The sequence below is a fragment of the Halothiobacillus neapolitanus c2 genome (assembly GCF_000024765.1).
GTDB lineage: Bacteria > Pseudomonadota > Gammaproteobacteria > Halothiobacillales > Halothiobacillaceae > Halothiobacillus > Halothiobacillus neapolitanus.
The window spans coordinates 1,291,978-1,317,005 of record NC_013422.1 but is presented as its reverse complement, the minus strand read 5'-3'; the positions used below and the strand labels follow the sequence as shown (position 1 = coordinate 1,317,005).

At 56.5% G+C, this 25,028-nt stretch carries 27 protein-coding genes; 13 read left to right on the top strand and 14 right to left on the bottom strand.

What is annotated here, in order from left to right; translation table 11 throughout:
- Positions 1-37: 37 nt before the first annotated feature.
- Positions 38-472, bottom strand: a complete 435-nt coding sequence (gene merR, locus HNEAP_RS06105; protein ID WP_012824083.1) for an Hg(II)-responsive transcriptional regulator — start codon at positions 470-472, stop codon at positions 38-40.
- A gap of 70 nt (positions 473-542) precedes the next feature.
- Here merR and merT point away from each other — a divergent pair, with 70 nt between their 5' ends.
- The 8 genes from merT to HNEAP_RS06060 all read left to right on the top strand — a co-directional run bounded on the left by merT (position 543) and on the right by HNEAP_RS06060 (position 8,517).
- Positions 543-893 carry a mercuric ion transporter MerT gene (gene merT / locus HNEAP_RS06100; RefSeq protein ID WP_012824082.1) on the top strand — a complete coding sequence of 117 codons (351 nt, stop codon included), beginning with the start codon at positions 543-545 and terminating at the stop codon, positions 891-893.
- 13 nt (positions 894-906) lie between these two features.
- Entirely contained in the window at positions 907-1,182 is a 276-nt protein-coding gene (gene merP, locus HNEAP_RS06095) for a mercury resistance system periplasmic binding protein MerP (RefSeq protein ID WP_012824081.1), read from the top strand.
- 35 nt (positions 1,183-1,217) lie between these two features.
- Positions 1,218-1,640, top strand: a complete 423-nt coding sequence (gene merC, locus HNEAP_RS06090; protein WP_012824080.1) for an organomercurial transporter MerC — start codon at positions 1,218-1,220, stop codon at positions 1,638-1,640.
- Between the two features lie 40 nt (positions 1,641-1,680).
- Positions 1,681-3,378 (top strand): mercury(II) reductase, encoded by a 1,698-nt coding sequence (gene merA, locus HNEAP_RS06085; protein ID WP_012824079.1) that lies wholly within the window; start codon positions 1,681-1,683, stop codon positions 3,376-3,378.
- Positions 3,379-3,395: 17 nt separating this feature from the next.
- Positions 3,396-3,866: a broad-spectrum mercury transporter MerE gene (gene merE / locus HNEAP_RS13140; RefSeq protein WP_473234616.1), complete on the top strand. Its 471-nt coding sequence runs from the start codon at positions 3,396-3,398 to the stop codon at positions 3,864-3,866.
- Positions 3,863-4,864 (top strand): DUF3330 domain-containing protein, encoded by a 1,002-nt coding sequence (locus HNEAP_RS12975; RefSeq protein ID WP_004636771.1) that lies wholly within the window; start codon positions 3,863-3,865, stop codon positions 4,862-4,864. The genes merE and HNEAP_RS12975 overlap by 4 nt, the downstream gene beginning before the upstream one ends.
- Positions 4,865-4,982: 118 nt before the next feature.
- Positions 4,983-5,543 (top strand): recombinase family protein, encoded by a 561-nt coding sequence (locus HNEAP_RS06065; RefSeq protein ID WP_012824078.1) that lies wholly within the window; start codon positions 4,983-4,985, stop codon positions 5,541-5,543.
- A gap of 7 nt (positions 5,544-5,550) precedes the next feature.
- The gene (locus HNEAP_RS06060; protein ID WP_012824077.1) at positions 5,551-8,517 is read left to right on the top strand and encodes a Tn3 family transposase; all 2,967 of its coding nucleotides are present in this window, start codon (positions 5,551-5,553) and stop codon (positions 8,515-8,517) included.
- On the opposite strand, the gene HNEAP_RS06055 is transcribed toward HNEAP_RS06060, so the two are convergent.
- On the bottom strand, positions 8,514-8,918 hold the full coding sequence (locus tag HNEAP_RS06055) for a sigma factor (RefSeq protein WP_012824076.1): 405 nt from the start codon (positions 8,916-8,918) through the stop codon (positions 8,514-8,516). The two genes, HNEAP_RS06060 and HNEAP_RS06055, sit on opposite strands and share 4 nt — an antisense overlap.
- A 262-nt stretch (positions 8,919-9,180) precedes the next feature.
- Between HNEAP_RS06055 and HNEAP_RS06050 the strand changes: the two genes are divergently transcribed.
- Together HNEAP_RS06050 and HNEAP_RS06045 are read left to right on the top strand one after the other, a co-directional pair.
- Positions 9,181-9,825, top strand: a complete 645-nt coding sequence (locus HNEAP_RS06050; RefSeq protein WP_012824074.1) for a cytochrome b/b6 domain-containing protein — start codon at positions 9,181-9,183, stop codon at positions 9,823-9,825.
- A gap of 53 nt (positions 9,826-9,878) precedes the next feature.
- A complete protein-coding gene (locus tag HNEAP_RS06045) occupies positions 9,879-10,658 on the top strand; it encodes a molybdopterin-dependent oxidoreductase (RefSeq protein WP_012824073.1) in 780 nt (259 codons plus the stop codon).
- Positions 10,659-10,754: 96 nt separating this feature from the next.
- Here the strand turns inward: HNEAP_RS06045 and HNEAP_RS13095 are convergent, their stop codons facing one another.
- The 11 genes from HNEAP_RS13095 to HNEAP_RS12245 form a co-directional block, all read right to left on the bottom strand.
- Positions 10,755-10,865: a pentapeptide repeat-containing protein gene (locus tag HNEAP_RS13095; protein WP_419185606.1), complete on the bottom strand. Its 111-nt coding sequence runs from the start codon at positions 10,863-10,865 to the stop codon at positions 10,755-10,757.
- Positions 10,866-11,001: 136 nt separating this feature from the next.
- Positions 11,002-11,439 (bottom strand): SufE family protein, encoded by a 438-nt coding sequence (locus tag HNEAP_RS06035; protein WP_012824071.1) that lies wholly within the window; start codon positions 11,437-11,439, stop codon positions 11,002-11,004.
- Positions 11,432-11,860, bottom strand: a complete 429-nt coding sequence (locus HNEAP_RS06030) for a HesB/IscA family protein (RefSeq protein ID WP_012824070.1) — start codon at positions 11,858-11,860, stop codon at positions 11,432-11,434. Before HNEAP_RS06030 ends, HNEAP_RS06035 begins: the two co-directional genes overlap by 8 nt.
- Before the next feature lie 33 nt (positions 11,861-11,893).
- A complete protein-coding gene (locus tag HNEAP_RS06025; protein ID WP_012824069.1) occupies positions 11,894-12,232 on the bottom strand; it encodes a Rieske (2Fe-2S) protein in 339 nt (112 codons plus the stop codon).
- Between the two features lie 28 nt (positions 12,233-12,260).
- Positions 12,261-12,806: a putative Fe-S cluster assembly protein SufT gene (sufT, locus tag HNEAP_RS06020; RefSeq protein ID WP_012824068.1), complete on the bottom strand. Its 546-nt coding sequence runs from the start codon at positions 12,804-12,806 to the stop codon at positions 12,261-12,263.
- Positions 12,807-12,814: 8 nt separating this feature from the next.
- Positions 12,815-14,044 carry an aminotransferase class V-fold PLP-dependent enzyme gene (locus HNEAP_RS06015; RefSeq protein ID WP_012824067.1) on the bottom strand — a complete coding sequence of 410 codons (1,230 nt, stop codon included), beginning with the start codon at positions 14,042-14,044 and terminating at the stop codon, positions 12,815-12,817.
- Between the two features lie 11 nt (positions 14,045-14,055).
- A complete protein-coding gene (sufD, locus tag HNEAP_RS06010; protein ID WP_012824066.1) occupies positions 14,056-15,336 on the bottom strand; it encodes a Fe-S cluster assembly protein SufD in 1,281 nt (426 codons plus the stop codon).
- Positions 15,333-16,091, bottom strand: a complete 759-nt coding sequence (sufC, locus tag HNEAP_RS06005) for a Fe-S cluster assembly ATPase SufC (protein WP_012824065.1) — start codon at positions 16,089-16,091, stop codon at positions 15,333-15,335. Before sufC ends, sufD begins: the two co-directional genes overlap by 4 nt.
- A 40-nt stretch (positions 16,092-16,131) precedes the next feature.
- On the bottom strand, positions 16,132-17,631 hold the full coding sequence (gene sufB, locus HNEAP_RS06000) for a Fe-S cluster assembly protein SufB (RefSeq protein WP_012824064.1): 1,500 nt from the start codon (positions 17,629-17,631) through the stop codon (positions 16,132-16,134).
- Between the two features lie 58 nt (positions 17,632-17,689).
- Entirely contained in the window at positions 17,690-18,196 is a 507-nt protein-coding gene (locus HNEAP_RS05995; protein WP_012824063.1) for an SUF system Fe-S cluster assembly regulator, read from the bottom strand.
- 357 nt (positions 18,197-18,553) lie between these two features.
- Positions 18,554-19,255: a hypothetical protein gene (locus HNEAP_RS12245; protein WP_012824062.1), complete on the bottom strand. Its 702-nt coding sequence runs from the start codon at positions 19,253-19,255 to the stop codon at positions 18,554-18,556.
- 205 nt (positions 19,256-19,460) lie between these two features.
- Here HNEAP_RS12245 and HNEAP_RS05985 point away from each other — a divergent pair, with 205 nt between their 5' ends.
- Positions 19,461-21,569 (top strand): TonB-dependent receptor, encoded by a 2,109-nt coding sequence (locus tag HNEAP_RS05985; protein WP_012824061.1) that lies wholly within the window; start codon positions 19,461-19,463, stop codon positions 21,567-21,569.
- Between the two features lie 34 nt (positions 21,570-21,603).
- On the opposite strand, the gene HNEAP_RS05980 is transcribed toward HNEAP_RS05985, so the two are convergent.
- Positions 21,604-22,545, bottom strand: a complete 942-nt coding sequence (locus tag HNEAP_RS05980) for a CHAD domain-containing protein (RefSeq protein ID WP_012824060.1) — start codon at positions 22,543-22,545, stop codon at positions 21,604-21,606.
- 173 nt (positions 22,546-22,718) lie between these two features.
- Here HNEAP_RS05980 and HNEAP_RS05975 point away from each other — a divergent pair, with 173 nt between their 5' ends.
- Entirely contained in the window at positions 22,719-23,357 is a 639-nt protein-coding gene (locus HNEAP_RS05975; protein WP_012824059.1) for a ubiquinone biosynthesis accessory factor UbiJ, read from the top strand.
- Complete coding sequence (gene ubiB, locus HNEAP_RS05970) at positions 23,354-25,024, top strand: ubiquinone biosynthesis regulatory protein kinase UbiB (protein ID WP_012824058.1); 1,671 nt, start codon at positions 23,354-23,356, stop codon at positions 25,022-25,024. Before HNEAP_RS05975 ends, ubiB begins: the two co-directional genes overlap by 4 nt.
- Positions 25,025-25,028 lie beyond the last annotated feature (4 nt).

Genomic DNA, 25,028 nt, shown 5'->3' with positions numbered 1-25,028 from the left:
TATCGGGGTCGTCTCAGAAAACGGAAAATAAAGCACGCTAAGGCGTCGCCGCCCCTGCCAGGCTTGCCCCGCCCTGTAGTAACGCGATCAACGGGCAGGAAACATTCCCCTTTCGTGCATGGCAGGCGCACACGAGTTCAGACAGCACGGTTTCCATGCGCGCCAAGTCGGCCATCTTCTCGCGCACGTCCTTGAGCTTGTGCTCGGCCACGCTGCTGGCTTCCTCGCAGTGGGTGCCATCGTCGAGCCGCAGCAGCTCGGCGATTTCATCCAGGCTGAAGCCCAACCGCTGAGCGGATTTCACGAACCGCACCCGCGTTACATCCGCCTCCCCATAGCGGCGGATGCTGCCGTAAGGCTTGTCCGGCTCGGGCAGCAAGCCCTTGCGCTGATAGAACCGGATCGTCTCCACATTGACGCCGGCCGCCTTGGCAAAAACGCCAATGGTTAGGTTCTCCAAAGTATTTTCCATATCGCTTGACTCCGTACATGAGTACGGAAGTAAGGTTACGCTATCCAATCCAAATTCAAAAGGCCAACGTATGTCTGAATCGCAAAACGGGCGCGGTGCGCTCTTCGCCGGCGGGCTGGCCGCCATCCTCGCTTCAACCTGCTGCCTAGGGCCGCTGGTACTGGTCGCCCTGGGCTTTAGCGGGGCCTGGATCGGCAACCTGACGGTGCTGGAGCCGTATCGGCCGATTTTCATTGGCGCGGCGCTGGTGGCGCTGTTCTTCGCCTGGAAGCGTATTTACCGGCCCGTGCAGGCGTGCAAGCCGGGCGAGGTCTGCGCGATTCCGCAGGTGCGCACCACCTACAAGCTGATTTTCTGGATCGTGGCCGTGCTGGTCCTGGTCGCGCTTGGATTTCCCTATGTCGTTCCCTTTTTCTATTAACCAGGAGTTCATCATGAAGAAACTGTTTGCCTCCCTTGCCCTCGCCGCCGTTGTTGCTCCCGTGTGGGCCGCTACCCAAACCGTCACGCTAGCGGTGCCCGGCATGACCTGCGCCGCCTGCCCGATTACCGTCAAGAAAGCGCTCTCCAAGGTCGAGGGCGTGAGCAAGGTCGATGTGGGCTTCGAGAAACGCGAGGCTGTCGTCACTTTCGACAACGCCAAGACCAGCGTGCCGAAGCTCACCAAGGCCACCGAAGACGCCGGCTATCCGTCCAGCGTCAAGCAGTGAGCCACTAAGCCAACATCAACAACGGGAGCCACATCATGGGACTGATGACTCGCATTGCCGATAAAACCGGCGCGCTCGGCAGCGTCGTTTCCGCGATGGGCTGCGCCGCCTGCTTCCCGGCGCTCGCCAGCTTTGGCGCGGCCATTGGGCTGGGCTCCTTGAGCCAGTACGAGGGCTTGTTCATCAGCCGCCTGCTGCCGCTGTTTGCCGCGCTGGCTTTCGTGGCGAACGCGCTGGGCTGGCTCAGTCATCGGCAATGGCTGCGCAGCCTGCTCGGCATGATCGGGCCGGCCATCGTGTTCGCGGCCACAGTCTGGCTGCTCGGCAACTGGTGGACGGCGAACCTGATGTACGTCGGCCTGGCCTTGATGATTGGGGTGTCGATCTGGGACTTCGTGTCGCCGGCGCATCGCCGCTGCGGCCCGGATGGTTGCGAACTCCCTGCGAAACACGGCTGACCGTGCTAGACGGCGGCCCACACGAATAAGGAACGATGGTATGACCACTCTCAAGATCACCGGCATGACCTGCGACTCGTGCGCGGTTCACGTCAAGGACGCCCTGGAGAAAGTCCCCGGTGTGCGCTCGGCGGAAGTGTCCTACGCCAAGGGCAGCGCCCGGCTCGCTATCGAGGCCGGCACGTCACCCGACGCGCTGACGGCCGCTGTGGCCAGACTAGGTTATCGGGCCACGCTCGCCGATGCGCCCGTGGCTCCGGTGGGCGGCGGGCTGCTTGGCAAGATGTGCGAATGGCTGGGCAGTGATGACAAGGCTGGCGGGGACGGTGACAAGCTCCACATCGCCGTGATCGGCAGCGGCGGCGCTGCGATGGCGGCGGCGCTGAAAGCCGTCGAGCAAGGTGCGCGCGTCACGCTGATCGAGCGCGGCACCATCGGCGGCACCTGCGTCAATGTCGGCTGCGTGCCGTCCAAGATCATGATCCGTGCCGCCCACATTGCCCACCTGCGCCGGGAAAGTCCGTTCGATAGTGGCATTACGGTCGCCGAGCCGGCCATCCAGCGCACAGCGCTGCTGGCCCAGCAGCAAGGCCGCGTCGATGAACTGCGTCACGCCAAATACGAAGGCATCTTGGAGGGCAATCCGGCGATTACCGTGCTGCGCGGCGAGGCCCGCTTCAAGGATCACCAGAGCCTGACTGTGCGCCTGGTTGACGGCGGCGAGCGCATCGTGACGTTCGACCGCTGTCTGGTCGCCACCGGCGCGAGTCCGGCCGTGCCGCCGATTCCCGGCTTGAAGGACACGCCTTACTGGACTTCCACCGAGGCGCTGGTCAGCGAGACTATCCCTAAGCGCCTGGCCGTGATCGGCTCATCGGTCGTCGCGCTGGAACTGGCGCAGGCGTTCGCCCGACTCGGAGCGAAGGTGACGATCCTGGCGCGCAGCACGCTGTTCTTCCGCGAAGACCCGGCCATCGGCGAAGCCGTCACGGCCGCATTCCGCATGGAAGGCATCGAGGTGCGGGAACACACCCAGGCCAGTCAGGTCGCCTATATCAATGGTGAAGGGGACGGCGAATTCGTGCTCACCACGACGCACGGCGAACTGCGCGCCGACAAGCTGCTGATCGCCACCGGCCGCTCACCCAACACGCTCAGCCTGGCGTTGGATGCTGCGGGCGTCACACTCAACCCGCAAGGCGCGATCGTCATCGACCCCGGCATGCGCACCAGCGTGGAACACATCTACGCCGCCGGCGACTGCACCGACCAGCCGCAGTTCGTCTATGTGGCGGCGGCGGCCGGCACCCGTGCCGCCATCAACATGACCGGCGGTGACACGGCCCTGAACCTGACCGCGATGCCGGCCGTGGTGTTTACCGATCCGCAGGTAGCGACCGTGGGCTACAGCGAGGCGGAAGCACACCATGACGGCATCGAAACCGACAGTCGCACGCTGACGCTGGACAACGTGCCGAGGGCGCTTGCCAACTTTGACACACGCGGCTTCATCAAGCTGGTCGTTGAAGAAGGTAGCGGACGCCTGATCGGCGTGCAGGCGGTCGCGCCGGAAGCGGGCGAACTGATCCAGACCGCCGCGCTGGCGATTCGCAACCGGATGACGGTGCAGGAGCTGGCCGACCAGTTGTTCCCCTACCTGACGATGGTCGAGGGGCTGAAACTCGCGGCGCAGACCTTCAACAAGGACGTGAAGCAGCTTTCCTGCTGCGCCGGGTGAGGAAAAGGAGGTGTTCGATGAACGCCTACACGGTGTCCCGGCTGGCCCTTGATGCCGGGGTGAGCGGGCATCGGCCTCGATGCGCTGGCGCGGCTGTTCCGGGCGCTGGATGCAGCGGACGGTGGCGAAGCGGCCACGCAGCTTGCCTTGCTGCGCCAGTTCGTCGAACGCCGGCGCGAAGCGTTGGCCGATCTGGAAGCGCAGTTGGCCACCCTGCCGACCGAGCCGGCACAGCACGCGGAGAGTCTGCCATGAACGGCCCGGAACGCCTGCCGACCAAGACACGCAAGCCGTTCACCGGCTACCTGTGGGGCGCGCTGGCCGTGCTCACCTGTCCCTGCCATTTGCCGATTCTCGCCGTTGTGCTGGCCGGAACGACCGCCGGCGCATTCATCGGGGAGCATTGGGGTATTGCAGCCCTCACGCTGACCGGCTTGTTCGTGCTGTCCGTGACGCGGCTACTGCGGGCCTTCCGGGGCGGATCATGACGACCTCGCACCCCGCCGGATGGACGGCGACCGAGTTGGCGCAGGCGGTTGTGCGCGGGCAACTTGAGCTGCATTACCAGCCGATAGTCGATCTGCGCAGTGACCAGATTGTCGGTGCGGAAGCCCTGTTGCGCTGGCGTCATCCGACGCTCGGGCTGCTGCCGCCCGGCCAGTTCCTGCCTGTGGTCGAATCGTCCGGCCTGATGCCGGAAATCGGTGCCTGGGTGCTGGGCGCAGCCTGCCGCCAGATGCGCGAGTGGCGGAAGCTGGCGTGGCAACCGTTCCGGCTGGCCGTCAATGTTTCGGCGAGCCAAGTGAGACCGGGTTTCGACGGGTGGGTAAAGGACATGCTGGCTGATGCCGAGTTGCCCGCCGAGTCTCTTGAAATCGAGCTGACCGAATCGGTCGCATTCGGTAATCCGGCGATCTTCCCCGCCCTGGAAGCCTTGCGACAGATCGGTGTGCGCTTCGCCGCCGATGACTTCGGCACCGGCTATTCCTGCCTGCAACACCTGAAGTGCTGCCCGATTACTACGCTCAAGATCGACCAGTCCTTCGTCGCCGGACTCGTCGCCGATCACCGCGACCGAACCATCGTGCGCTCCGTGATTCAGCTTGCGCACGGGCTGGGCATGGACGTGGTGGCCGAGGGCGTGGAAACGCCGACCAGTCTCGCACTGTTGCGGCAAGCGGAGTGCGATACGGGACAAGGCTTCCTGTTCGCCAAGCCAATGCCGGCGGCGGCATTCGCCGCCTTTGTCAGTCAATGGAGGGGTGCCACCATGAATGCAAATGATCCGACTGCCACCAGTTGCTGCGTGTGCTGCAAGGAAATCCCGCTCGATGCCGCCTTTACCCCGGAAGGCGTGGAGTATGTCGAGCACTTCTGCGGGCTGGAGTGCTATCAGCGCTTCCAGGCGCGGGCCAAGGCAGAGAACGAAACCGGTGCTGATCCGAACACCTGCGGCTCGCTGCCGTCAGACTCAGGCATACCCTAACCTGGCGTCAGATCGTCGGGCGCGGAAGCGTCAGAATAGGGTTGCCTTGCGACTTGTTTGACATGCGCCGTCAAGGGTTATAGATTTCTTCCTGACACATTTCCCTCAGGAGGATACCTTGCACGGTCAGCGCATCGGTTACGTCCGCGTCAGCAGCTTCGACCAGAACCCGGAACGGCAACTGGAACAGATTCCGGTGGACAAGGTGTTCACCGACAAGGCGTCGGGCAAGGACACACGGCGGCCCGAACTGGAACGGCTGCTCGCCTTCGTGCGCGAAGGCGACACGGTGGTGGTGCACAGCATGGATCGTCTGGCGCGCAACCTCGACGACCTGCGCCGCCTGGTGCAGAGCCTCACCCAGCGCGGCGTGCGCATTGAGTTCGTCAAGGAACACCTGATCTTTACCGGCGAGGACTCGCCGATGGCGAACCTGATGCTTTCGGTGATGGGCGCATTCGCCGAGTTCGAGCGCGCCCTGATCCGCGAGCGTCAGCGTGAGGGTATTGCGCTCGCCAAACAACGCGGAGCTTACCGTGGCAGGAAGAAATCCCTGTCGTCTGAGCGTATTGCCGAACTGCGCCAACGTGTCGCCGCTGGCGAGCAAAAGACCAAGCTGGCTCGCGAATTCGGAATCAGTCGCGAAACCCTGTATCAATACTTGAGAACGGATCACTAAAGTAAATATGCCGCGTCGTTCAATCCTGTCCGCCGCCGAGCGGGAAAACCTGCTGGCGTTGCCGGACTCCAAGGACGACCTGATCCGACATTACACATTCAGCGATACCGACCTCTCGATCATCCGACAGCGGCGCGGGCCAGCCAATCGGCTGGGCTTCGCGGTGCAGCTCTGCTACCTGCGCTTTCCAGGCGTCATCCTAGGCGTCGATGAGCCGCCGTTCCCGCCCTTGTTGAAGCTGGTCGCCGAGCAGATCAAGGTCGGCGTCGAAAGCTGGGACGAGTACGGCCAGCGGGAGCAGACCCGGCGCGAGCACCTGGTCGAGCTGCAAACCGTGTTCGGTTTCCGGCCCTTCACCATGAGCCATTACCGGCAGGCCGTCCAGATGCTGACCGAGCTGGCCATGCAAACCGACAAGGGCATCGTGCTGGCCAGTGCCTTGATCGAGCACCTGCGGCGGCAGTCGGTCATTCTGCCCGCGCTCAACGCCGTCGAGCGGGTGAGTGCCGAGGCGATCACCCGCGCCAACCGGCGCATCTACGACACCTTGGCCGAACCACTGGCGGACGCGCATCGCCGTCGCCTTGATGACTTGCTCAAGCGCCGGGACAACGGCAAGACGACCTGGCTGGCCTGGCTGCGCCAGTCACCGGCCAAGCCCAATTCGCGGCATATGCTCGAACACATCGAACGCCTCAAGGCATGGCAGGCACTCGACCTGCCTTCCGGCATCGAGCGGCTGGTTCACCAGAACCGGCTGCTCAAGATCGCCCGCGAGGGTGGACAGATGACGCCCGCCGACCTGGCCAAGTTCGAGGCGCAGCGGCGCTACGCGACCCTGGTGGCGCTGGCCATCGAGGGCATGGCCACCGTCACCGACGAAATCATCGACCTGCACGACCGCATCCTGGGCAAGCTGTTCAATGCCGCCAAGAACAAGCATCAGCAGCAATTCCAGGCATCCGGCAAGGCCATCAACGCCAAGGTGCGGCTGTTCGGGCGCATCGGCCAGGCGCTGATCGAGGCCAAGCAATCGGGTCGCGATCCGTTCGCCGCCATCGAGGCCGTCATGTCCTGGGACGCCTTCGCCGAGAGCGTCACCGAAGCGCAGAAGCTCGCGCAGCCCGAGGATTTCGATTTCCTGCACCGCATCGGCGAGAACTACGCCACGCTGCGCCGCTACGCGCCGGAATTCCTTGCCGTGCTCAAGCTGCGGGCCGCGCCCGCCGCCAAGGACGTGCTCGACGCCATCGAAGTGCTGCGCGGCATGAACAGCGACAACGCCCGCAAGGTGCCCGCCGACGCGCCGACCGACTTCATCAAGCCACGCTGGCAGAAGCTGGTGATGACCGACACCGGCATCGACCGGCGTTACTACGAGCTGTGCGCACTATCGGAGCTGAAGAACGCACTGCGCTCGGGCGACATCTGGGTGCAGGGATCGCGCCAGTTCAAGGACTTCGAGGACTACCTGGTGCCGCCCGCGAAATTCGCCAGCCTCAAGCTGGCCAGCGAATTGCCGCTGGCCGTGGCCACCGACTGCGATCAGTACCTGCATGAACGGCTGACGCTACTGGAAACGCAGCTTGCCACCGTCAACCGCATGGCAGCGGCCAATAACCTGCCGGATGCCATCATCACCGAGTCGGGCCTGAAGATCACGCCGCTGGATGCGGCGGTGCCCGACACCGCGCAGGCCCTGATCGACCAGACGGCGATGATCCTGCCGCACGTCAAGATCACCGAACTGCTGCTGGAGGTGGACGAGTGGACAGGCTTTACCCGTCACTTCGCACACCTGAAGTCAGGCGACCTGGCCAAGGACAGGAACCTGCTGCTGACTACTATCCTGGCCGACGCGATCAACCTGGGCCTGACCAAGATGGCCGAGTCCTGCCCCGGCACGACCTACGCCAAGCTCGCCTGGCTGCAAGCCTGGCACATCCGCGACGAAACTTACTCGACGGCGCTGGCCGAGCTGGTCAACGCGCAGCTCCGCCACCCGTTCGCCGAGCATTGGGGCGACGGCACCACGTCATCGTCAGACGGCCAGAATTTTCGCACCGGCAGCAAAGCCGAGAGCACCGGCCACATCAACCCGAAATACGGCAGCAGCCCAGGGCGGACGTTCTACACCCACATCTCCGACCAGTACGCGCCGTTCCACACCAAGGTGGTCAATGTCGGCGTGCGTGACTCGACCTACGTCCTCGACGGGCTGCTGTACCACGAATCCGACCTGCGCATCGAGGAGCACTACACCGACACGGCAGGTTTCACCGATCACGTCTTCGCGCTGATGCACCTCTTGGGCTTCCGCTTCGCCCCGCGCATCCGCGACCTGGGCGACACCAAGCTCTACATCCCGAAGGGTGATGCCACCTACGAGGCATTGAAACCGATGATCGGCGGCACCCTCAACATCAAGCACGTCCGCGCCCATTGGGACGAAATCCTGCGGCTGGCCACGTCGATCAAGCAGGGGACGGTGACGGCCTCCCTCATGCTCAGGAAGCTCGGCAGCTACCCGCGCCAGAACGGCCTGGCCGTCGCGCTGCGCGAGTTGGGCCGCATTGAGCGCACGCTGTTCATCCTGGACTGGCTGCAAAGCGTCGAGCTGCGCCGCCGCGTGCATGCCGGGCTGAACAAGGGCGAGGCGCGCAACGCGCTGGCCCGTGCCGTGTTCTTCAACCGCCTTGGTGAAATCCGTGACCGCAGTTTCGAGCAGCAGCGCTACCGCGCCTCCGGCCTCAATCTGGTAACGGCCGCCATCGTGTTGTGGAATACGGTCTATCTGGAGCGGGCCGCGAACGCCCTGCGTGTCCACGGCCAGACTGTTGATGACGGCCTATTGCAGTATCTGTCGCCGCTGGGCTGGGAACACGTCAACCTGACCGGCGATTACCTCTGGCGCAACAGCGCCAAGATCGGCGCAGGCAAGTTCAGGCCGCTACGGCCACTGCATCCGGCTTAGCGTGCTTTATTTTCCGTTTTCTGAGACGACCCCATATCGCGCCGGGCGTCTGCCGCTTCGTCTTCAGATGGCGTGAACAGTGTCGTGTTCTCGTCGAGTGGATCAGTTCGTTTGTCGTAACGCTCGTGCCGTCTGAGCAAATCAATCAGTTTGTATTTGGCAATGGCATAAATCCAGGCCGTGGCGGGTTGGTTTGGATCATAGGTATGGCGTTTATTGTGAATGGCCAGTAAGGATTCCTGCACCAAGTCTTCAACTTCATCGGGCAAGGATGCCAGGCGCCGACGAAAATAACCGCGCAATAAACCCGCCAGTTCCTTGAGAAAAAGTTGATACGCCTTCGCGTCCCCGTCGAGGCTGCGAAGGAGCAAGCCACGAATGTGCTTCTCGGTCTCACTCACCTAGATTGGCTCAACCATGGAAGTCCACGCAATACCGTCTTGAAACGAGATCGGTTCGATGAAGGGATACATCATTTCTCAGGCGTCTCATTTAGTTTGTCTCATTGTTATTCGTTAAATGAACGCGCTGGGTTACAGGCATCTTGATTTTGTAGGACATCAGCGTTTTATAAAAAAAATCCAGCCGACTGTAACCATTTTTTTCCATCGACGTATTACCCAGCATGACGGGAAAAACGAATCCATCGATTGGAGAGAAAAAATGAGTGAATCGTTGACCAGAATATCGGATGTTCGTCCCAAGAATATCACCCAAACCAAGCCGCCGGTGATTCATCCCGTGTGGTTACGCCTCACGCATTGGGTGAATGCTTTAGCTGTGCTGATCATGATCGGCAGCGGCTGGCGAATTTACAATGCCTCGCCTTTGTTCGGTTTTAGTTTTCCTGATGACATCACGCTGGGCGGCTGGCTGGCCGGCGCGCTGGATTGGCATTTTGCCGCCATGTGGATTTTGGCTGCCAATGGGTTGATTTATCTTTTGTTCAACGGCGTCAGCCGGCGTTTCTGGCATAAGTTTTTCCCGCTCATGCCGCTCGCGGTGTGGATCGATATCAAGGCGGCACTGCGCGGTCGTTTGTCTCATGCGGATGCCCGTCGGTACAACAGCGTACAAAAAGCCGCTTATCTCTTTGTGGTTATCGATCTTGTGTTGTTGGTGCTCTCCGGTTTGGTGTTATGGAAATCGGTTCAGTTTCCCACCTTGGCATTGCTGTTGGGCGGCTATGAAACCGCGCGTTACGTGCACTTTTTTTCGATGGCGTTTCTGGTGGGTTTTATCGCAATTCATCTGATGATGGTGCTACTGGTTCCACGCAGTTTGCTGGCAATGATTCGGGGCCGCTAACAAACCCAACTGGCATCGAAACCCCCGTAAAAATAAATAAGGAAACGCAGGCGATGAATAAGCAAATAAAGTCACCAGTAACAAATGACGATAACAATTTGATTATCAGAGAATCCCAATCGCTTTTGGGACGCTTCAACCGGCGGCATTTTCTCAAGCAATTCGCAACGCTCGGCGGGTTATCACTTCTGACCGGTTGCTCGATCAGTGACAACGACAGTGTAGAAAAACTGCTCGGTCAGGTTTCCCGATTTAACGACAAGGCGCAAGCATGGCTGTTTGACCCGAACAAGTTAGCGCCGACCTACAGCGAATCCCAAATCACGCGGCCTTTTCCGTTCAATGCCTATTACAGCGAAAACAAAGTGCCGCAGGTTAATGCTGCTGATTTTCAACTGGAGGTATCGGGGCGCGTAAGTAATCACACATCCTGGAATTTAGCTGAACTCCAAGCGCTGCCGCAGGTAGCGCAGATCACGCGCCATATTTGCGTGGAAGGTTGGAGTGCCATTGGGCGATGGCACGGTGTGCCTTTCTCGGAATTTTTAAAACGCATTGGCGCAGATACCACAGCGAAATACGTCGCATTTTACTGTGTGGATGATTATTTCACCAGTATCGACATGGCCACAGCACTGCACCCGCAAACCCAACTGACACTGGGTTTTGATGGGCAGCCGTTACCCGCGCGATACGGATTCCCCTTGAAAGTGCGCATCCCCACCAAGCTCGGTTACAAAAACCCCAAGCATGTGCGGGCAATTCAAATTACCAATATTTTCCCCGGTGGTTATTGGGAAAACCAGGGGTACAACTGGTTTGGTGGCAGTTAGAACGCGTTCTGATTGCGCTGAAACAAGGCATGTTGCCTTAATGATGAAGTGTGTTTAACAAACGAGGATTCGATGATGAAAAAATTCACCACAACGTTAATGATAGCCGGTTTGATGACCTTTGCCGGTGGCGCATTTGCCGCTGAAATGGGCATGATGAAAGATGGCATGACGAAAGACGGCATGACGAAAGACGGCATGAGCCACGATGGCATGAGCAAGGACAAAATGGATCACATGGGTAAGGACAAGATGGACCACATGGGCAAAGATAAAATGGACCACATGGGCAAATAATCCACGCCAGTAACTCCAGGCAAATCAGCCGACCCGAGGAATCAGTTTAATTACTGCCTCGGGTGCTTGCGTTTTCAGCCAAAGCCCGAATCTTTTGAATCATTCCCATCAGGCCCGTCGCGCGATTGGCCGAAAGGTGTGCTTTTAAATCAAGCTGATCGAGAAAATCGGGCGATGTATCCAGAATTTCTTCAGGCGTACGCTGATCGTACACGCGAAAGAGCAGGGCGATCAGCCCCTTAACAATCGCCGCATCACTCAGGCCGTGCAGATGGATTCGGCCATCACGCCAGGCGTAATCGAACCAGACTTGTGATTGGCAGCCGTGAAATTTATGGTCTTCATTCAGTTTATCGGCCGGAAACTCAGGCAGTTGTTTTCCCATGTCGATAATGTACTGATACCGATCGGTCCAATCGTCAAAAAACGCAAATTCATCGGCCAACGTTTGGATGGCCTCATCAGGCGTACGCGTTTCAAGCATGCGTTGCGTCCTCTTCTTTGATGGTGAAGCTTTCACCGCAACCGCAACTATCGACGACGTTGGGATTATTAAATTGCAGCAAACGCGATAAACCGTTAACCACATAATCAAGCGTGGCGCCTTTGATTACTGGAAAACTGGCCTCATCGCAGACAATAAGTAATTCTTCCCCAGAGCTCGTTTTGGCGATGAAAGCGAGGTCATTGGGCTCTATGGATTGTGCGAAATCCATCACGTAACCAAAACCCGAACAACCTGATTTTGTGACGCCCACTCGCAAACCGAGCGCATCGGGTTGTTCTGCCATCGTACGTTGAATGTGGGCGGCTGCCGCTTCGGTGACGTCAAGCTGATCTGCGGTTGAATGCGCTGCTGCACGTTCTTTTGCTTGGGTAAGTGCGGTGTTGGTCGTGGGTGTCATCGTTCAACTCCTCTCACGCTACGCGAGCGTGTATTAATTCGAGCGCGGTTCTTGGGCGACATAGATTCGGCCGTCTTCTACCTTAATGTCGTAGCAACTAATCGGTTCGTATGCAGGCGCGGATAACGCCTCGCCCGTGCGCAGGCAAAACTGGGCGTTATGGTAGGGGCAGGTGATCAGATCGCCATCAAGCGCGCCTTCGTCAAGCGGTAAGGCTTGATGACTGCACTGATTGCCCACCGCTAAAATAATGCCATCGGTATGCACCACCAGAATATCTTCATCGGGGCCAGCCACCACGCGGCGCTCGCCTTCGGCCAAATCTCGGGTTTCGGCCACAAATAGCCATTGATTTTCTTGTTCAGGCGTCATGTGATTAATTCTTTTTAATTTATTGTTTTTAAAACATACCCGTAGCGAGCATGGCCGCTTCAGACATCATCTCCCGATGCCAGGGCGGGTCGAAAACAAGCTCGACGGCCGCTTCTTCCACCGTGGGGATTTCCATAATGCGCTGATGCGCATCGGATGCGATCACACCACCCATGCCGCAACCGGGGGCAGTCAAGGTCATATCCACTTCCACTCGGCGGCCGGAGACCGGCAACGGTTCAACTCGAACCTTATATACCAAGCCTAACTCGACAATATTAATCGGAATTTCCGGATCGAATACACCGCGAAGCTGCTCCCAAACCATCTTTTCAATATCGGCATCGGTTGCATTTTCCGGTAATTCGGGCTTCGGTGGTGGCTCTTTGCCGAGCGCATCGGCATCTTTACCTTCGACACGCAGCAAATGCCCTCGCGCCTTGACGGTAAAGCTGCCACCAAGCGCCTGCATGATTTCTACCGGCGTGTCCTTCGAGGCCAGCACTTTCTGGCCGGAGGGGACCATGGTGGCCACACAATCACGAGTTAGACGAACACGTTCCAGGGGTTCCATATTCTTTCTCAGCTCAGCATATGCTGGGCGCGATGCACAGCGCGAACCAGCGCATCGACCTCATCCAGCGTGTTATAAAAAGCAAATGAAGCGCGCACGGTGCCTTGTGGCGCACCTAAAAACTGCAAAACCGGCATGGCACAATGTTGTCCGGTACGCACCGCAATCCCTTGGGCATCAAGCAGCATGCCGATGTCGTGCGGGTGTGCGCCTTCGATAATGAACGAAAGCACAGGCACCTTGTTTTTTGCCGTACCGACAATGCGCAAGCCAGCGATTGCCTCAAGTGCCGTGGTGGCGTGTGCAAGCAGGGCAGCTTCATGCGCTTTAATGGCGGGCCAATCGAGTGCGGCATGCCATTGCAGTGCCGCGTTCAAGCCGATGGCGCCTTCAATATTGGGGGTGCCTGCCTCAAATTTTGCAGGCGGCGGCGCGTAGCGCACGGCCTCGAAACTGACCGTCTCGATCATGTCGCCGCCCCCTTGATAGGGTGGCAACTCATCCAACCAGGGGCGACGCGCATACAGAACGCCGACGCCACTGGGGGCGAATGTTTTATGCCCGGAAAGGGTGTAAAAATCGCAATCAATGGCCCGAACATCCACCGGGCCGTGCGGTAGACCCTGAGCGCCATCAATCAAAATCGGTACGCCATGGGCTTTGGCAATGGCCGCGATTTGAGCTACCGGATTAATGGTGCCCAAGGCATTCGAAACATGATTGACGGCAATCAGGCGGCTGCGCTCGGTGATCAGCGCGGGCAGTGCGCCAAGATCGAGTTCCCCTTCCGGCGTGACTGGTATAATTTTTAGCGTGATGCTAATGCGCTGTTTCAACAACTGCCACGGCACGATGTTGGCGTGATGCTCCAAAGCAGAAATGATGATTTCATCGCCTGCTTTGAGCGTTTGCCCGAAACTCGATGCCACCAGATTAATGGCTTCGGTGGTGCCGCGAACAAACACGATCTCTTCTGTGGCGCTGGCGTTCAGGCTTTGACGCACCTGTTCACGCGCGGCTTCATACTGATCGGTCGCACGCGCCGACAAGGTATGTACGCCGCGGTGAATATTGGCGTTATCGTGACGATAAAACGCGCTTACCGCTTCAATAACGCATTCGGGTTTTTGCGTGGTGGCGGCATTGTCGAGGTACACCAGCGGCTTGCCCTGAATGGTTTGATCCAGCGCGGGGAACTGATTTCGAATGGCGGCAACGTCGAGTTTGAGCGAAGACATCGATGCTTTTCCTATTTCGCTTGCGGGCGTTCAAGCCGCCGAGCGATGATTTGTCCTAACCAATCCACCAATTCTGGCGTGGGCAGTTGATCGACGATTTCTTGCGCAAACCCGGTAATCAGCAGTTTGCGAGCATTTTCTGAACTGATTCCTCGGCTTTTGAGGTAGTACAGCGCTTCATCGTCGAGACGGCCAATGGTCGCACCATGACTGCATTTGACATCATCGGCATAGATTTCAAGTTCTGGCTTGGTGTCAATTTCGGCCGAGTCCGAGAGCAGCAGATTACGGCTGTTCTGGAACGCTTCGATTTTTTGCGCATCCTGCGCCACAAGAATGCGGCCCTTGAAGATGCCACGTCCGGATTCGTCGGCAATGATTTGGTATTGCTCATTGCTGGTGGTGTGCGCGGCACCGTGAATCAGCCGAGTGTGCGTATCGAGCACTTGCTTGGCTCGCGGCATCATCAGGCCGATTAAATCGCAGTGTGCACCGGTTTCGGTGATGTTGACGTCAATGTCGCGACGGACCAGTTGCCCGCCCAACTGAATATTGATCGATTGATAGCGCGCATCACGCGCGAGCGTGACAAAGCTGCGATCGGTAAGCAAACGAGCATCGCCATCCAGCCCCAATGAAAGATGGGTTAACTGGCTGTTCGCGGCCAATTCAGCCACCAGTACCGAATTGCGCCAAAAGACGACACCATCGCCACTAGATGCCGTTTCAATCAAAGTGGCGCGGCTGTGTACGCCCGAGCGCAGCAAAATCCGTGTTTGCGCAGCGGTATCGGTCGGTTCATCAACAAACTCGATCACGATGGGCTGGCTGATGTCGGCGTTGGGCGCGATGTCAATCACCAAACCTTCTGCCGCTGTGGCCGTATTCAGCGCCAACAGCGCGTCATTCGGGTTTTGGGCAAGTGGCGCAAAAGCCGCCCTGCGTTGGGCATGGTCGGCATCTTGTAATGGCGTAACTGTCATCCCATCGGGCAATTCTTTGGGGCGCTCAACGAGCTTGCCGGCATTAAATCGAATACACAAAGCTTGCGGCACGCTGTCCATTACGCCGATATTTTTAGGCGCGGCAGTCGAATTCGATGTCGGCAAGGGGCGGGTGAGGGCGCGCAGATTTGTCCAGCGCCACTCTTCATCGCGCAAGGTGGGCAGGCCCCATTCGATTACCTGCGCCCGTGCGACAGTGTGAATCTCGCCCGGCGCTGCCTGTTGCTGCGATCCCAAGGAGTCGGTCAGGGAATTGGCCAGCCATTCTGGAAGCGGCGTGCGGTTCATGATGCGGCATCCAGTATGTCCTGATAGCCCTCGGCTTCCAGTTGCAGGGCGAGGGATTTATCACCGGATTTGATGATTTTCCCTTGGTACAGGATGTGAACGAAGTCGGGCTCGACATAGCTCAATAAACGTTGGTAATGGGTGACCAGCACAATGCCGCGATCACCGCCACGCAGCCGGTTAATTCCTTCGGACACGATCTTGAGCGCATCAATGTCCAGACCCGAATCCGTCTCGTCAAGCAGAGCCAATTTCGGTTGCAGTAAAAGCATCTGCAAAATCTCGTTGCGCTTTTTCTCGCCGCCAGAGAACCCGGCATTCACGCCCCGATGCAAGAAGGCATCATCCATACCCATGGTTTTGGTGAGTTCACGCACCTGCTTCATGAAGGCGAAAGTGTCAATGTCATCCAGGCCAAGTGCAGCACGTTGCGCGTTTAAGGCTTCCTTAAGCAGGTAGATGTTTTTGACGCCCGGAATTTCAACCGGGTGCTGAAAGCCAAGCAACAAGCCGGCTGTTGCGCGTTCTTCAGTTGAGAGTTCGAGTAGATCCTGACCATCGTATTGGACACTGCCTTCGGTGACTTCAAAACCCTCGCGCCCGCCCAGCACTTGGCACAGTGTGCTTTTGCCCGAGCCATTAGGCCCCATGATGGCGTGCACTTCACCGGCGTTGATGCTGAGGTTGATGCCGCGCAAAATGGGCTTTTCACCAATGTTCGCGTGCAGGTTATTGATTTCTAATAATTTCATCATATCTTCTCTAAATAAACGTTAGGCACTGGGCTACGTGGTTTTAACCAACCGAACCTTCGAGCGATACGGCAAGCAGGGCTTGGGCTTCTACCGCAAACTCCATCGGCAACTCGTTGAACACTTCCTTGCAAAAACCGTTGACGATCATGTTCGTCGCGTTCTCTTCACTGATCCCGCGAGATTGCAGGTAGAAAATCTGATCGTCGCTGATTTTGGATGTGGTGGCCTCGTGCTCGATTTGCGCGGTCGCATTTTTGGCTTCAATGTACGGGAAGGTGTGCGCCCCGTTGCGATCGCCAATCAGTAGCGCATCACATTGGGTGTAATTGCGCGCATCGTCGGCCGATTTGGCAATATGCACCAGGCCGCGATAGGCATTCTGCGAACGGCCTGCCGAGATGCTCTTCGATACGATGGTACTGCGGGTGCGCTTGCCTAGATGAATCATCTTGGTGCCGGAATCGACCTGCTGGTAATTGTTACTAACGGCAACCGAATAGAATTCACCAACCGAATCATCGCCGCGCAGGATGCAGCTCGGGTATTTCCAGGTAATCGCCGAACCGGCCTCGACTTGCGTCCAGGTGATCTTGCTTCGATTACCGCGCGCATCGCCGCGCTTGGTCACGAAGTTGTAAATGCCGCCTTTGCCTTGCTCGTCGCCCGGATACCAGTTCTGCACGGTGGAGTATTTGATGGTGGCATCGTCCAATGCAACCAATTCGACCACGGCCGCATGCAGTTGGTTTTCATCGCGTTGGGGTGCCGTGCAACCTTCGAGGTAGCTGACATGCGCGCCTTCTTCGGCGACGATCAGCGTGCGTTCAAATTGGCCTGTGTTCTTGGCGTTGATGCGAAAATAAGTGGATAACTCCATCGGGCAGCGAACGCCCTTAGGGATAAATACAAACGAGCCGTCGGAGAACACGGCAGAGTTGAGTGCCGCGTAGTAGTTATCGCCTGCCGGTACGACCGTGCCAAGGTATTTTTTGATCAAATCGGGGTGGTTGTGCACCGCCTCGGAAAACGAGCAGAAAATAACCCCGGCTTCGGCCAGCTTTGCCTTGAATGTCGTGGTCACCGAGACGCTATCGAATACCGCATCGACGGCCACATTCGAAGGCTGCGCGACGCCCGCCAAAATGGCGCGTTCATGCAGCGGGATGCCCAGCTTTTCGTAGGTTTCCAGCAATTTGGGATCGACATCATCAAGGCTTTGCGGTTTGCTCGCTTCGATTTCGGCAAGTTCTGCCGCCGATTTTGGCGCGGCATAATAAGACAAGGCCTGATAATCAATTGGCGGATAATGCACATGTGCCCAAGTTGGCGGGGTCATGGTCAGCCAATGGCGATAGGCTTTGAGCCGCCATTCAAGCAGGAATTCCGGCTCGTTTTTTTTAGCCGAGATCAACCGAATCACGTCTTCATTCAAACCCGGCGGGATGATGTCCTGCTCAATGTCGGTCGTGAAGCCGTATTTGTATTCGCGTTGCATCAGGCTTTCGATTTCCTGTTGCTCAGTCATGTGTTCTTTGCTCATCAATGTACCTCCGGATCAGGAAATCCCAATCCCATGTTATGCGTCAGGTCGAGTGCCGTTAATGCGCAGACCCAACTTGGCGGCTTTTGTCCGAACCGGACTCGCGGATCGTCGCCGATGTGGCAGTGGGCGTTCGGCGATCAAACCAAACGGGCACCTGCGGTATGGGTTCGATCAATTCGGCCAGGGTGGTGCGATCCAATAGTTGTCGTACACCATCGTTGATGGCTTTCCAGTGAGGTTTCAGGCCGCAATCGGCTTCCCGCTCACAATCGTGCTCAACGGTGAAACACTCGGTCATGGCTATTGGGCCGTCAATCGATTCAATAATGTCGGCAAGGCTGATTTTGTCGGCGGGACGCGCCAGACGGTAACCACCGTGACGCCCCTGTTGTGAGCACAACAATTCGTTGGCGGCCAACATTTTCACGAGCTTGCCAACCGTGGGCAAGGTCAGGCCGGTTTGATCCGAAAGTGCCCGCGCAGTCTGCTGCTCGGAGGCCAATTTCGCCATCGCGGTCAACAGCACAATGGCGTAATCACTCATTCGACTGATTTTCAACATACAAACTTCCTGCTTTCAATTACTTTAATTGTACGAAATTAGTACGATATTTCAAGCGCAATATATTCAACACTCGTAAATATAGGCACAGGTCACGAATTTTTCGGTGGTTAAAAATCGACTGCTTAGGGCAAGCACAGTGGCCAATAAAAAAACCGAAGCGGGGTGTGCTTCGGTTTGTTGTCGCCGGGCTCCGGTCGCCTCGTTTGCGTTCATCAGGGCATCAGTTGGTACATGGAGGCGCGGATGAATTCAATCGAGTTCGCCGCTGTCGGTCGTCTTGCTCATGCCCAATCCCATTCTTAACGTCGCGTGATGGACGTCAGCCATAAGACAAGGCGATGAGCAGGCGGCTATTTACTTAGCCAGGCGACGATTGAACAGATTGATAAAGCCATTGTTCAAATCAGCCGTGTATGCGGTCCCGGTCACGGTTTGCTTGCCTTCAGGGTAGCCGACCCTCAAGACCATACCTTTTTTCTCCTTGGCATTCACGCCCAGTGCGTAGATGTTGTCCTTGCCAGCCAGCCAGGTGGCGATCGATGCATCCTCTTTGGCGGCTTGCTCAACCCATTTTTTGCCAAAAACGGTCAAATGCAGGAAAAGGGCGCCTTCGTATTGCTCTTTAGCCAGGCTCGCCAGCAACATTTTTACGTTCAGTGCATTCGTCAGATCGTCAATCTGTCCGCCGAACACGAGGGCGACGGCTGCTTTGTTTTTGAACTCTGTGGCCGCCATTTCAGCTGAGTCTGGTTTGTTGAAGGCAACCATGGACAAACGGGGAGCCGGGGCATCGGACGTGTTCTTCATGCCCTCAGCTTTATTGTTGGCGATAAATTCGCCCGCCATGGCTCCCGCTAATGCCACGCAGATTGTGCTGTCGTTGACGGCGATGCCCAAAGATTTGGCCTTGATGACCTGGCTCAGCGCCAAGCCTTCAACCTGACCTGCATAAGCACGAACAATAAACTGTTCACCCAGAGTCAGGGGCTTGGGATCTGACGCCATGGCCGGCAGCGAAGTGGCCAGTAATGCCGCTGCAATCATCAGTCGTTTCATATTAAGTATCTCCGGGAAGAATGAGCACAGGCAAAATTGCCCCAGTAAATCTATAGGGTAAATCCTGCATATTCAATTTTTTTCTGATGCATTAATTATGTATAAATAACCTAAATTAATAGGCTTGATAGGGTTGTACGCCGAGGCAAATATGAAATATTATAACGTTTCATAAATTACTGATCATTTGCAGGATAGAACATCCATGTATTCGTTATCTCGGTCCCCGCTCAATCAGCATGCTGCATTCTCTTCAGCCGGCTTGTTCTGCTTCGGCATGGCCCTTTTTTTTACCGTCGCCTCCGCTGCCATAGCCGATGATCAGATCAATGGCTCGATTAATGGTCAGACAACTGATTTGGGCGAAATTGCCATCCAGGCCCCCGCAACTGTGATCGGTATGCCGGGCGCGCCAACGATTGTGCTCGATGGCCCCGCGCTGTTCGAGCGGCAGGGTGCCAGCACGCTAGGCGGTTTACTCGATGGGCTGCCCGGCTTGAGTTCAACTTGGTATGGACCAAACAGCAATCGTCCGGTCATTCGCGGATTAGACGCCCACCGCGTGGGAATATTCAGCAATGGGTTACCCGCGTTGGATGCCTCTGCGGTCAGTTACGATCACAATGCCCCGGTCAATCCCTTATCGCTTGATCGCGTTGAAATTTTACGTGGCCCGCAGGCATTGCTGTACAGCGGCGGTGCGGCGGGCGGTGTGATTAAAACGGATAATTCTGCCATCGCCATGCAGCCAGTCGAAGGGGTATCCGGTCGTGCCCAGTTGCAGGGTGATATGGGATATGGCCGAACATCTTCTGCGGCATCTGTTGATGCAGGTAATGGGCTTTATGCCCTGCATCTGGATGGATTTTTGCAGAACTCGGGCAATTACAATGCGCCTGATGGATACGCGGGGCCATCATTGGATAGCGGCAAGATTCGTAACTCAGCCGATCGTCAGCGCGGCGGCACGGTCGGGTTTAGCTTGACGGGCACTGATTCGTCCATTGGTTTTTCCATTGGTCAAAGCCGGGATTATTACGGCGTAATTGTTGATCCTGCCACACGGATTGATATGCGCTCCACTCAATATGACTTCAAGGCACAACAACGCAACTTGTCCGGATTTGTGCAGCAGGTCACCTTAGAGGCGAACCACACCGATTATCAACATCAGGAATTGGATGATGGCGTGCCCGCCACCACCTTCAAAAACAAAGGTAATAGCCTGCGTTTCGCACTACAAAGTGAGTTGATGGGATTGAACTGGCAATATGGTCTGCAATACAGCCAGTTTGATTTTTCGGCACTGGGCGATGAAGGGTTTTTGCCGAAAACCCACACGCGAAACATCGGTGGATTTGCCGTGGGTGAAGGCACGCGCGGTGCTTGGTCGTACAGCGTCGGCGCCCGCGTCGAGCGGGTTCGGGTACAATCCGATGGGGCAGGCACTACCGGCGTTGATCGGTTTGGCACGCCTGATTCGCGCACATTCACCCCCGCCAGCGCTTCGTTGAGCCTGGCTTATCAATTTTTGCCGCAGTGGCATGTAATCGGTCAGTTGAGCCACAACGAGCGTGCGCCTGCTTTTGACGAACTGTATGCCAATGGCCCACATGATGCGACCGGCGCTTACGAGTTGGGCAACGCTAATTTGAAAACCGAGCGCAGCAATACGGTTGAAGTCGGTTTGCGCTGGCAGCATGAAAAAGCACAGTTTTCCACCACAGCTTATTTGAGTGACTATCAAAATTACATTGGCTTGCTCGGAACCGATCGTTGTCGGGATGAAGACGGCGGGGCCATTAGTTGCACCAACGCAGATGCCTTGCCCGAGTACGATTACAGCGGCGTTCGCGCACGGATTTATGGCGTGGAACTCAGTGGGTTGTGGCCTGTGTTGAGTCACCAAGGGCACGCGATAGATGTGCGCGTGGTGGCCGATGTGCTGCACGCGCAAAACCGCAGTGATGGCGAGCCCTTGCCACGCATCGCCCCGCTCACGGTGACGCCTGCTCTGCAATGGCATTATGGTTTATGGTCGGCGCAATTGGAGGTGCCGATGGCCGCGCGGCAAACACGCGTACCGGCAACCGATTCTGCGGGTGAAACACCGGGGTATGTGATGGTTAATGCCCGCCTGACGCGGCAATTCACACCGCCTTTTGGTGAAGGGCGTGTAGGCGGCCAATGGTATGTCGCCTTGTCCAATTTAACCGACCGAACGGTCTATTCGGCCAGTAGTATCGACACCCTGCGTCTGTTGGCACCCAAACCGGGTCGTTCACTTTCTGCTGGGGTTCAGCTGCTGTTCTGAGGTTTTTCACTCAGATTGGTTTGAATGGTTAATGTCAGGCGTTTCTTAGTTCATTGATCAGACTATTCAGTGCGTTTTCCATTTGGCGGCAGGTTTGTTGCGAAGATGAGTGCCAGTCGTTCATCGCCGCCTCATATTGGTTTGCTTGCCACCCAAGACAGACCGTGAATTGCTTTCGGGTCGCGCTTAACGCCTCTTGAATACCCCGCGTTGGGATACCGGGCCGCTTGATGAGATCGGATAAACGCTCATTGAGCTGATCGCACAACACATCCGAAAGCCTTTGACGAAGCACGAACAAATCGTGCAGATTGCCCAGCCTGGTTTGCATGGCTTTGAGTTGGGTTAATGCGGGATGGGTAGCAACGTGCCTTAAAGACGCAATTGGTTCAATGAGATAACGCATGTGCTTGATGTGAATTCTGGCTTTATGCAAAGTTTCGTCCTCGTCCTTGAATAGCGGCAGTGTCTTTTCAAGTTCGATGCTCAGGCGATCCGCAAGCCAGTTCGCAAATGAGGCTTTTCCCTCTCTTTGAACAGAAATTCGTGTTCTGGGCTTGAGTGTCAGTGGGTGCTGAGAAAAGAGTTCCTCTAGTTTTGTACTGTCTTGCACCAATGGGATGCTGGGTAAACCGTGGTCGATTTCTGTGTTTGCCTGCTGCAATAAGCCGAGCATTACTTCCAAGTCACGGCCAGCATTGCTGCCCTGTGCCCAGTTTTTCAATTGCATACGTGCTTTTGTTTTATTTCGTATCAGGTCACGGGTTTGCTGTAACCAGACACGCAATCGACGTATTTCTACACGGAAATTATGCAAGGCTTCGCTGTCTTGTTGGTCGCCGCTTGGGTTAGCAGCTTGATTTAGCCATATTCGACGGGCCTTTAGCATGTTTTTTCTAATATTTCGGACGATAACCCGTGCGACTCGGTCTGCTGGTTTGTGTAGTTGCTTGATGTGTTTAATTCGTTGCGACATGACCTAAACAGCTCCCAATACCCGGGAAGAAGATCCCATCAGGATTATCCTGACACCATGAGATGAAGCATTTGCTAAGATTAGGCATTAATCTTTTGTGCGGACGTGAATCGGCGGATCAACCACCCGATGGAACGGCGCAGACGACGTTCTCACTTGCCTATGGATACGCCATGATCGGAACCACACTGCCATTGCCCCTCATGCTGATGGTCGAAAAAACCTTAAATCAGCGACTTAAGCAAGATACCTCCTCTTTGAAGCGTCTGCAAAAACTCAATGGACTGGTTTTCGAAGTGCTCTTGCGCGATCCTTCCTTAAGTTTCTTTATTACTTCGACGCCCGAGGGCATTTTGCTGCTCCGTCATCACGAAGCGTATGCCGACGCTCGCATTCTAGCGAGTAGTTTTGGGCTCTTACGCGCCGCTCGCACTGAGCACAAAATGGATGCCCTGTTCAATGGCGACATCCAGATCGAGGGAAATCAGGAAGCCGCAGAATCACTTTTGCGTATTTTGGGCGCAATCGATTCCGACCTGTTTGCGCGTCTGGCCGACAAAATTGGCGTGGCGCCGGCGGGATTCATTGAACGCAAGATCGAGCGGTTCCGCGCTCAGGTAAAAATCTGGCGGCAAACCCGACAACTGGAAGCCGCTGACTTCATGGTTTTTGAGCGTGCCTTGTTGGTTGAGCCTGAATCAATGCGCGGGCAGCTTGATGATATCGATTCTGTCCGGGATCGAGTGGATCGACTGGCTGCGCGAATAGAGCGGCTGGCGGTGCGCTTTGCAAACGACCGGGGTGCTTCATGAAGCTTACGGTCATCTGGCGTCTGATCGTCATTCAATATGTGTTTTATCGTCACGGGCTGGATGAGCTGGTTCTAACCCTGCCGTTCCTGCGACCTGTTCGGTTCGTCAAGTACCTATCACCCTGGTATTGGCTTTCCAATAATCGTCAACGTTCCCGCGGGCAGCGGTTGGTTGAATCGCTGGAAGACCTCGGGCCGATTTTCGTCAAATTCGGTCAGATGCTGTCCACGCGTAAAGATCTGCTGCCCATGGACTATGCCGATGCACTTTCGGCATTGCAGGATCGCGTTCGTCCCTTTCCGGCGGAGCAGGCGAGAAAACGGATTGAGCGCGCTCTTGGTTTCCCGATTGAATCTGTATTTTCGTTCTTTGAAGCTGAGCCGATGGCTTCTGCTTCTATTGCCCAGGTGCATGCCGCCACCTTGAAAAATGGGGATGAAGTTGTCGTCAAGATCGTTCGGCCCGGCATCGAGCCACGCATTCGACAGGACCTTGAAATCCTCTACACCATTGCTCGCCTCGCAGAGAAGTACTGGTCGGAAGGGCCAAGGCTCCACCCTGTTGATGTGGTGGCCGAATTCGACAAGACCTTGATGGATGAGTTGGACTTGATGCGCGAAGCCGCCAATGCGGCCGAGTTGCGTCGTCATTTCGAGCATTCACCGTTACTTTATGTGCCGGAAATCTACTGGGATCTTTGTCGCACCGATGTTTTGGTGCAAGAGCGGATATTCGGTATACCCATTGCACAGACCGATCGGCTCAAGGCCGCTGGCGTTGATATGAAAGTGCTGGCCGAGCGTGGTGTAGAAGTGTTTTTCACCCAAGTATTCGACAACAATTTTTTCCATGCCGATATGCATCCCGGCAACATCTTCGTCGATGTAACCAACCCGGCTCAGCCAAAGTACATGGCGATTGATTTTGGCATTGTGGGCAGCCTGATGCCGGAAGATCAGCGCTACATCGCCGAGAACTTTCACGCGTTTTTCAACCGCGATTATCGGCGGGTGGCGGAATTGCATGTCGAATCCGGCTGGGTGCCTTCCTCGACTCGCGTAGAGGAATTCGAATCGGCTATTCGTACCGTGTGTGAGCCAATTTTCCAGAAGCCCTTGAAAGAGATTTCCTTCGGCCACTTTTTGTTCCGCTTGTTTCAAGTGGCGCGACGGTTTGAAATGGAAGTTCAGCCGCAGCTCACCTTGCTCCAGAAAACGCTGCTTGCCATCGAGGGACTGGGCCGTAATCTCTACCCCGATCTTGACCTCTGGGTGACCGCCAAGCCATTCATTGAACGCTGGATGCGTGAACGCATCGGACCGAAGGCGTTTTTGAAGCGCCTCAAAAATGAGCTTCCGTTCATGTTGGATAATCTGGCCGAGTTGCCGCGTATTCACCTGACGGCACTCAAGCAAGCGGAAAAGCAAACCGAACTGCTTATTCGGCAGGAGAAAAGCATCAAGTCTTTGCGTGATGAGATGATGATTCAGCAACAAAAACAGCGCTATACCTTAATCGGTAGTGTGCTCCTGCTGGGATTCTTGCTCACGCAAAGCCATGTGTTCTACGAACCGCACAGTTGGTTTTGGCTGCCGGCGCTCGCCTGGGTTGATTTGATTCTTGGCCTGATCTTTCTCTATTTCGGTCTGAAAAGAAAGACTGCTTAAACCG

Excerpts from the sequence above, each read along its gene's own strand:
- HNEAP_RS05985 (WP_012824061.1), top strand. The coding sequence starts at position 19,461 with ATGTATTCGTTATCTCGGTCCCCGCTCAATCAGCATGCTGCATTCTCT.
- sufT (WP_012824068.1), bottom strand. The coding sequence starts at position 12,806 with ATGGAACCCCTGGAACGTGTTCGTCTAACTCGTGATTGTGTGGCCACC.
- HNEAP_RS05975 (WP_012824059.1), top strand. The coding sequence starts at position 22,719 with ATGATCGGAACCACACTGCCATTGCCCCTCATGCTGATGGTCGAAAAA.
- HNEAP_RS12975 (WP_004636771.1), top strand. The coding sequence starts at position 3,863 with ATGACGACCTCGCACCCCGCCGGATGGACGGCGACCGAGTTGGCGCAG.
- HNEAP_RS06025 (WP_012824069.1), bottom strand. The coding sequence starts at position 12,232 with ATGACGCCTGAACAAGAAAATCAATGGCTATTTGTGGCCGAAACCCGA.
- HNEAP_RS05995 (WP_012824063.1), bottom strand. The coding sequence starts at position 18,196 with ATGTTGAAAATCAGTCGAATGAGTGATTACGCCATTGTGCTGTTGACC.
- HNEAP_RS05980 (WP_012824060.1), bottom strand. The coding sequence starts at position 22,545 with ATGTCGCAACGAATTAAACACATCAAGCAACTACACAAACCAGCAGAC.
- HNEAP_RS06045 (WP_012824073.1), top strand. The coding sequence starts at position 9,879 with ATGAATAAGCAAATAAAGTCACCAGTAACAAATGACGATAACAATTTG.
- merE (WP_473234616.1), top strand. The coding sequence starts at position 3,396 with ATGAACGCCTACACGGTGTCCCGGCTGGCCCTTGATGCCGGGGTGAGC.
- merR (WP_012824083.1), bottom strand. The coding sequence starts at position 472 with ATGGAAAATACTTTGGAGAACCTAACCATTGGCGTTTTTGCCAAGGCG.
- sufB (WP_012824064.1), bottom strand. The coding sequence starts at position 17,631 with ATGAGCAAAGAACACATGACTGAGCAACAGGAAATCGAAAGCCTGATG.
- HNEAP_RS06060 (WP_012824077.1), top strand. The coding sequence starts at position 5,551 with ATGCCGCGTCGTTCAATCCTGTCCGCCGCCGAGCGGGAAAACCTGCTG.
- sufD (WP_012824066.1), bottom strand. The coding sequence starts at position 15,336 with ATGAACCGCACGCCGCTTCCAGAATGGCTGGCCAATTCCCTGACCGAC.
- HNEAP_RS06015 (WP_012824067.1), bottom strand. The coding sequence starts at position 14,044 with ATGTCTTCGCTCAAACTCGACGTTGCCGCCATTCGAAATCAGTTCCCC.
- HNEAP_RS12245 (WP_012824062.1), bottom strand. The coding sequence starts at position 19,255 with ATGAAACGACTGATGATTGCAGCGGCATTACTGGCCACTTCGCTGCCG.
- sufC (WP_012824065.1), bottom strand. The coding sequence starts at position 16,091 with ATGATGAAATTATTAGAAATCAATAACCTGCACGCGAACATTGGTGAA.
- HNEAP_RS06030 (WP_012824070.1), bottom strand. The coding sequence starts at position 11,860 with ATGACACCCACGACCAACACCGCACTTACCCAAGCAAAAGAACGTGCA.
- merT (WP_012824082.1), top strand. The coding sequence starts at position 543 with ATGTCTGAATCGCAAAACGGGCGCGGTGCGCTCTTCGCCGGCGGGCTG.
- merP (WP_012824081.1), top strand. The coding sequence starts at position 907 with ATGAAGAAACTGTTTGCCTCCCTTGCCCTCGCCGCCGTTGTTGCTCCC.
- ubiB (WP_012824058.1), top strand. The coding sequence starts at position 23,354 with ATGAAGCTTACGGTCATCTGGCGTCTGATCGTCATTCAATATGTGTTT.
- HNEAP_RS06035 (WP_012824071.1), bottom strand. The coding sequence starts at position 11,439 with ATGCTTGAAACGCGTACGCCTGATGAGGCCATCCAAACGTTGGCCGAT.
- merA (WP_012824079.1), top strand. The coding sequence starts at position 1,681 with ATGACCACTCTCAAGATCACCGGCATGACCTGCGACTCGTGCGCGGTT.
- HNEAP_RS06050 (WP_012824074.1), top strand. The coding sequence starts at position 9,181 with ATGAGTGAATCGTTGACCAGAATATCGGATGTTCGTCCCAAGAATATC.
- merC (WP_012824080.1), top strand. The coding sequence starts at position 1,218 with ATGGGACTGATGACTCGCATTGCCGATAAAACCGGCGCGCTCGGCAGC.